Source organism: Arthrobacter sp. Hb9-2, assembly GCF_059091165.1.
Map to the genome: position 1 here is coordinate 1 of NZ_JBNHGJ010000066.1, position 7087 is coordinate 7087.

At 64.9% G+C, this 7087-nt stretch carries 8 protein-coding genes; 5 read left to right on the forward strand and 3 right to left on the reverse strand.

Annotation, left to right across the window (positions count from 1 at the left end; all coding sequences use genetic code 11):
- The first annotated feature begins 403 nt into the window (after positions 1–403).
- The 4 genes from AC5RV1_RS20855 to AC5RV1_RS20870 all read left to right on the forward strand — a co-directional run bounded on the left by AC5RV1_RS20855 (position 404) and on the right by AC5RV1_RS20870 (position 4064).
- Positions 404–1972 carry an NCS1 family nucleobase:cation symporter-1 gene (locus tag AC5RV1_RS20855; RefSeq protein ID WP_493949085.1) on the forward strand — a complete coding sequence of 523 codons (1569 nt, stop codon included), beginning with the start codon at positions 404–406 and terminating at the stop codon, positions 1970–1972.
- A 27-nt stretch (positions 1973–1999) separates the two neighbouring features.
- A complete protein-coding gene (locus AC5RV1_RS20860) occupies positions 2000–2743 on the forward strand; it encodes an aspartate/glutamate racemase family protein (RefSeq protein ID WP_493995887.1) in 744 nt (247 codons plus the stop codon).
- 47 nt (positions 2744–2790) lie between these two features.
- Complete coding sequence (locus AC5RV1_RS20865; RefSeq protein ID WP_493949087.1) at positions 2791–3552, forward strand: SDR family oxidoreductase; 762 nt, start codon at positions 2791–2793, stop codon at positions 3550–3552.
- 98 nt (positions 3553–3650) lie between these two features.
- The gene (locus AC5RV1_RS20870; protein ID WP_493949088.1) at positions 3651–4064 is read left to right on the forward strand and encodes a hypothetical protein; all 414 of its coding nucleotides are present in this window, start codon (positions 3651–3653) and stop codon (positions 4062–4064) included.
- 74 nt (positions 4065–4138) lie between these two features.
- On the opposite strand, the gene AC5RV1_RS20875 is transcribed toward AC5RV1_RS20870, so the two are convergent.
- Positions 4139–4516 carry a sterol carrier family protein gene (locus AC5RV1_RS20875; protein ID WP_493949089.1) on the reverse strand — a complete coding sequence of 126 codons (378 nt, stop codon included), beginning with the start codon at positions 4514–4516 and terminating at the stop codon, positions 4139–4141.
- A 133-nt stretch (positions 4517–4649) separates the two neighbouring features.
- Here AC5RV1_RS20875 and AC5RV1_RS20880 point away from each other — a divergent pair, with 133 nt between their 5' ends.
- A complete protein-coding gene (locus tag AC5RV1_RS20880; protein ID WP_493949090.1) occupies positions 4650–5021 on the forward strand; it encodes a VOC family protein in 372 nt (123 codons plus the stop codon).
- A 32-nt stretch (positions 5022–5053) separates the two neighbouring features.
- On the opposite strand, the gene AC5RV1_RS20885 is transcribed toward AC5RV1_RS20880, so the two are convergent.
- Entirely contained in the window at positions 5054–6070 is a 1017-nt protein-coding gene (locus tag AC5RV1_RS20885; protein ID WP_493995888.1) for an asparaginase, read from the reverse strand.
- A gap of 36 nt (positions 6071–6106) precedes the next feature.
- Positions 6107–7087, reverse strand: a 981-nt coding sequence (locus AC5RV1_RS20890; protein ID WP_493995889.1) for a molybdopterin-dependent oxidoreductase, incomplete at its 5' end; no start/stop codon positions are given.

The following is a 7087-nucleotide window of genomic DNA, read 5'->3' on the forward strand; positions in this document are numbered from 1 at the left end:
GGACTCAACCCACTCGGCGGTCTCTTCCGGATCACGATCAGGCAGCTGGTTAGTCAACCCGCTGAGGATATGGGAGGTATCTTCTCCTGCAGCCACGGGAGCCTCATTTCATCGTCGAATGGCTCATGTTTTCGTATTGTGAGAAAACATTCTTGCTATACGAGATTAGCGATACGGCGGCATGAGGGTCAACATTGGCGGCAGTGTCGAACGCCTCCGTGCCATCCAAGAGTCCTGTGAACCGATTGTGACTACGGCCGGCCGCACCCCGCCCTTGACCATGGGTGATGCAGGTCATACTCTTATTTCACTATTCAATATCTTGATTCCGCATAGTGGAATAACAGAAACGGCTTCCAGAGCCGGTCTCACCACCGCGGATCCTCCCAGAATTGAGACCTCTATGCAGACCCCTCCACCGGTGGGCGTTGACGCGGCTTCCGACCTGACAGCGCCGTCAGTTTCCCCCGCGCACCCCTCCCTTACCGTCGAAGCCCTGTGCGAGTCAGCCAGCACAGCATCCGGCCAGGCCATCAGTCCCACTCTTTATAACGTGGATCTCGCCCCCACCAAGCGTGCCGGCCGAAGCTGGTCCGGCTACAGCATCTTCACCCTGTGGGCCAACGATGTCCACAGCCTCGGCAACTATGCCTTCGCCATCGGGCTGTTCGCTTTGGGGCTCGGCGGCTGGCAGATCCTTCTCGCCCTGGGCATCGGAGCGGCCCTGCTTTTCGGCCTCCTGAACCTTTCCGGATTCATGGGCGTCAAGACGGGCGTTCCGTTTCCGGTCATGAGCCGGATCAGCTTCGGCATCCGCGGGGCCCAGATTGCCAGCCTGCTCCGGGGAGCCGTCGCCGTGGCCTGGTTCGGCATCCAGACTTACCTTGCCTCCGTGGTCTTCCGCGTGATGCTTGTGGCAATGTTCCCTGGCCTCGGTGCCCTGGACAAAGACTCAATTCTTGGGCTGTCCACCCTGGGCTGGATCGCCTTTGTCATCCTTTGGGTGGTCCAGCTGGTCATCGTCAGCTTCGGCATGGAGATGATCCGCAAGTACGAGGCCTTCGCCGGCCCGGTCATCCTGGCCACCATGGCAGCCATCGCCGTCTGGATCTTCATTGAAGCCGGCGGCGCCATCGCCTGGTCCTCGGACAACGCCCTCGAAGGGCCCGAGATGTGGCTTACCATTTTCGCCGGCGGTGCCCTGTGGGTCTCCATCTACGGCACGTTCGTCCTGAACTTCTGCGACTTCACTCGCTCCGCCGTCTCCAAGAAGGCCGTGGTCCGCGGAAACTTCTGGGGCATCCCCATTAACATGCTCGTCTTCGGCGCCATCGTTGTGGTCATGGCCGGCGGGCAGTTCAAAATCAATGGCACCATCATCGAAAGCCCCTCGGACATCGTCCAGACGATCCCGAACACGCTCTTCCTTGTGCTGGCTTGCCTCGCCCTGCTGATCCTGACCATTGCGGTCAACCTCATGGCCAACTTCGTGGCTCCTGTCTACGCCCTGACCAACCTGTTTCCCAAGCGGCTGAACTTCCGTAAGGCGGCCATCGTCAGCGCGGTCATCGGCCTCGTCATCCTGCCGTGGAACCTCTACAACAACCCGCTGGTGATTGTGTACTTCCTGGGCGGCCTCGGCGCCCTGCTCGGCCCCCTGTTCGGCGTGGTGATGGCGGATTACTGGCTGATCCGGCGCGGTAAGGTCAACGTCCCCGAGCTGTACACCGCATCCGAGGCCGGAACGTACTACTACCGGAACGGCGTCAACCCGAGGGCGATCATAGCCATGGTGCCGGCCGCCGTCGTCGCTCTCCTTATTGCGTTCGTACCGGCACTGGCCTCGGCAGCACCCTTCGCGTGGTTCTTCGCCGCCGGCATCGCAGCGGTGGTGTATTTCTCCATCGCGGACCGGTCGCAGCGGCTGGAAGACCGCGACGGCGAGGCCATCGCCGTTGCCAGCACCCACTGAGCCAGCACCCTGAGTAAGGAAACCCCAATGCGCATACTCGTTGCGAACGTCAACACCACCGAGTCCATGACCCGCTCCATTGCGGCGCAGGCACGCAACAATGCAGCGCCCGGAACGGAAATCGTGGGGATAACGCCGCGCTTCGGTGCGGACTCCTGTGAAGGCAACTTCGAAAGCTACCTGGCAGCCATCGCCGTGATGGACGCGGTGACCCGCTACCCGGAGCCGTTCGACGCCGTCGTCCAGGCCGGTTACGGCGAGCACGGACGGGAGGGGCTGCAGGAGCTGTTGGAGGTTCCGGTGGTGGACATCACTGAGGCAGCGGCCAGCACCGCGATGTTCCTGGGCCACAAGTACTCGGTGGTCACCACCCTGGACCGGACCGTCCCGCTCATCGAGGACCGGCTCAAGCTGGCGGGCCTGGACGCCCGCTGCGCCTCGGTCCGGGCCAGCGGAATGGCCGTCCTGGAACTGGAGGAAGAACCGGAGCGCGCGGTGGAGGCGATCATCAACCAGGCCATGCTTGCCGTTACCCAGGACAAGGCTGAGGTGATTGTGCTCGGGTGCGGCGGAATGGCCGGGTTGGATGAGCAGATCCGGCAGCGCGCGGGAGTGCCGGTGGTGGATGGTGTGGCGTCAGCCGTGGCGATCGCCGAATCCCTGGTCCGGATGCGGCTGTCCACCTCCAAAGTCCGGACGTACGCTGCACCGCGGCCGAAAACCGTCATAGGCTGGCCGCTCAACAGCACCGACGTGCCGGCGTCCCTTTAGGCGCTCCCTTCAGGCGCGGCGGCGTCTCGGCAGTACAGGAGAAAATAGTGAACTATCCCCAGCAACCCGGGCGCGTGGCAGTGGTTACCGGAGCGGGTTCCGGAATCGGCCGGGCAGTGGCCCGCCTGCTCCTGGACGATGGCTACGGCGTCGCCCTCGCCGGGCGGCGCGAAGCGCAACTTGTTGAGACAGCAGGCGGACACGAGCACGCGCTTCCGGTCACGTGCGACGTCACCCGGCCCGACGACGTCGAGAATCTTTTCGAGGCCGTCCGCCGGCGGTGGGGGCGGGTGGATCTGCTGTTCAACAACGCCGGGGTGTTCGGACCGGCGGCGAGCGTGGATGAGATTTCGTTGGAGGACTGGGATGCCACGGTGGCGGTGAACCTCACTGGTTCCATGCTGTGCGCAGGGGCCGCAGTCCGGGCCATGAAGGCGCAGGAACCCCAGGGCGGACGGATCATCAATAACGGCTCCATCTCCGCCCACTCGCCCCGCCCCCGGACGGTGGCCTACGCCGTGACCAAGCACGCCATGACGGGCCTCACCAAAAGCATCGAGTTGGACGGGCGGGGCTTCGGGATCACGTGCGGACAGATCGACATCGGCAACACGGCCACGGAGATCATGGACACCATCGGGGTGGGCGAGGGCGCGCTCCAGGCGGACGGCAGCCGCCGGGTTGAACCCACCTTTCCCGTTGAGGATGCTGCGCGTGCGGTCCTGATGATGGCCAGCATGCCTCCGACGGCCAGTGTTGGGTCAGTGGTGGTGACGGCAGCCGGCATGCCCTTCATCGGCCGCGGCTGACCTCCTCAAATCCCCGGCTTTCCACCTACTCCCCCAACTCCGGGGGAGCGGGTGTCTGGCTGTGGATAACAGCCCGGAGCGTTGATGAGCGTGGCTCAATGAAGCATGAGCAGATCGTCCGCTTCCTCCATCTTTCCCGTCGAGGCGGCGAAACGCTCCCACGGCGGAAGGGAATCGCCGGGCACCGGCTCAAAGTGCGCGACGGCGATCTCATCAATATCGACGGGCTGCGGCTGACCTCGGTGGCCCGGACTTGGGCGGACCTTGGGTCGGTCCTCCCGTTGGAGGACATTGTCGTTGCGGGCGACGCGATTATCAGCGAACACTCGAGGACTTTCGGGGAGCCAAAGCGCCCAAAGGTTCCGCTGCCCGAACTGCGCAAATTCGTGGCAGGCGCCAACGGGATCCATGGCGTCCGCAAAGCCAGGGAGGCCCTTGAACAGCTGCGCGTCGGCGTCGACTCGCCGCCGAAAAACAAGGCTGCGGTTGATGCTGGACGACGCCGTCTTTGAAGCAGGCTGGCGGCAGGTGAAGATCAACCGGATTGACATGGAGCGCGGCTCGGAGTGGGTTGTGTCCCGGGAGGCTAAAAGGGCAGCAGCGCAGAGAGGTCGGCGCGCAGGCCGGAGGCAGCCACCTTGCCGGCAGCGACTGCCTCCGCCCAGCTCAACCGGCCTGTCACCATTCCCAGCCAGGTGGCGGCGTCGCACTCAATGACGTTGGGCGGCGTTCCGCGGGTATGCCGCGGCCCTTCCACGCACTGGGTAACGCCGAACGGCGGCACCCGCACCTCCACCGAGTTCCCCGGAGCCCGCGCAGTGACTTCCTCCAGCGTGTACCGTACGGCAGTGGCCAGGATGGCCCGCGGAACGGGAGCGTCCGACGACGGCTCCGCGGCTTTCCGCCACGCCTCCACCGCTGCGGCGCCTTCTTGAACGTCGATGCGACGGCGGGCTACTGGCATGTGTCCGGCTTCCTTAACGTTGGGATGCAGTGGCAAAGGCAATCAGGGTACCGCGGACGGTCGGCGGGACGGAATTGCGGCCGGGCGCGGGTAGCATCGGGAGCAATATCGTCAGAACAGAACGGAGCCACCCGTGCAGCTCGGCGCATTTTCCGTCAGCCTCAACGTCAAGGACATCGAGGCCTCAACGGCGTTCTACGAAAAACTCGGCTTCAGCCGGTTCGCGGGCGACCTCTCCCAAAACTGGCTGATCCTGAAAAACGGCCAGGCCGTCGTCGGCCTCTTCCAGGGAATGCTGGAGAAGAACGCCTTGACCTTCAACCCCGGATGGGGCCAGGACGCACAGCCGCTCGAGTCCTTCACGGATGTGCGTGAGCTCCAGCGCGAACTTCAGGGCCGGGGCATTCCGTTCCTGGCGGAAGCAGAGGAAGGAACCACCGGGCCGGCGAGCTTCATCGTGGTTGATCCGGACGGCAATCCGGTGATCGTGGACCAGCACGTCTGAACTCAGCGACTTCCGGTGAAGAGAGCCGGCACTCAGTCCAGGAGCGCGGAAACTGCCGGGCCAAGACGGATCTGCCCCACCGGCCGTCCGCCGCCCGTCACCGGCTCCACCACTTTTTCCAGGACACTGGCAACACCGGGGATTTCCACCGCACCGGCAGCGGCAAGTAGCGTCAGGGCCACCAGCGAGGTGGCCCTGACGTTGCCGTCCAGGATCTTGATGGCCACGGAGACACCCTGAGGGGTGGCCATCGCGAGGACGCCTTCGGCACCGACTTTCGCGATGATCTCCAGCTCGTCCATCACCAGCGTGTTGGCCTCGCCGCGGCCCTGGACGGCCCACGGATAATCCAGCATCGAGGTTGCGATCGTGGCGGCGCGGGCACTGAAACTCTGGTCGCCCGGAGCCTTTGCCAGATGCGAAAAGCCGCGCGCCAGGCCTTGGAGTGAAACTGCGGCGACGGGTGCGCCGCAGCCGTCGATTCCCAAGTGGGCGATCTTTTCGCCTGTGTACTCCTCGATGACCGTGCGGACCCGCTGCTGCAGGGGATGGTTGGGCTCCAGGTAGCTGTGGGTGTCCCAGCCGTTCTCGGTGCAGGCCCAGAGGAAGGCAGCATGCTTGCCGGAACAGTTGAACGCCAGCCGCGACTTGCCTTTTTCCGAGCGCACCAGCCAGTTCCGGGCCGTCTCGTCCTGCGGCCACGCCTCGGGGCACTGCAACTGGTCCTCGCGGACCCCAGCTGCCTTGAGCATCCCGGCCACTACGTCCATGTGATCCAGCGAGCCGGTATGGCTGCCGCACGCGATGGCAACCTGGGCTCCGCGCAGCGGGACACCGGATTGCATGGCGGCGAGGGCCTGGAACGGTTTTAGCGCGGACCTGGCGAAGATTGGTGTGTTGATATCGCCAAGCTCCGTGACGACGGACCCATCCGCCGCCAGCAGCACGGCCGAGCCGATGTGCCGGGACTCAACAAAGCCGCTGCGCTCGATCACGGCCAGTTCGACGGCGGAGTCCACGGTGAAGGTGGCGTGCGGATTATGCGGCATGTTGCCAGTCTAGGGGCCTGCATCCCGGAATCCCGGCTACTCCACGGTCACCATCACCGACTGCCAGCCGGAGGCGCCGTCGGGAACGGGATCGGCCCGCTGGTCCGTCTGCACCTCGCCGGAGCCGTCGGTGGCGCGCACTTTGATGTAGTGCGGCCCGGGTGTGGCGTCCCATTCAAAGGACCACTGGCGCCAGGTGACCAGGGACGCCTCGGTGGACAGATCCGCCTCCACCCACTCCGCGTTGTCGATCTGGATCTCCACCTTGGTAATGCCGCGGGTCTGGGCCCAGGCGGTGCCGCCCACAGCCACTTTCCCGGCGGCAACTTTGGCGAACGACTTGGGAACGTCCACCCGCGCCATCGTCTTGATGGGCCCGCGCTCAGACCATCCGCGTTCAGTCCAGTAGGCCTTGCTGTCGGCGAACCTGGTCACTTCGAGGTCCACCACCCATTTTGTCGCCGAGACGAATCCGTAGAGGCCCGGCACCACCATGCGCACCGGGTAACCGTGCTCAAGGGGGAGTGGCTCGTCGTTCATGCCGATGGCCAGGATGGCGTCCCGGTCGTCCTGGAGGACCTCGAGCGGCGTGGACGCGCTGAAGCCGTCAATGGAGGTGGAGAGCACCATGTCCGCACCATCCATCGGCTTTGCCCGCTTCAACACCTCACGGATGGGCAGGCCCAGCCATTTGGCGTTGCCGGCGAGGTTTCCGCCCACGGGATTGGAGACACAGGTGAGCGTGACATGACTTTCGATGAGGTCGGCGTCGAGCAGGTCCTGGAACGTGAGCCGGACCTCCTCCTCCACCAGCCCATGCACCCGGAGCTCCCATTCGTCCGCGTTGATTTCCGGGACGCTGAGGGCGGTGTCGATTCGGTAGAACTCGCCGTTGGGCGTCACCCACGGCGCGACGCCCGGCACCGGTGACTGGACGCCGGCCGGAACCGCAGCCGCCGCCCTTGCCGGCGCGGGAAGCTGCATGGCCTCCCGCGCCTTGACGATGTTGCTGCGCGC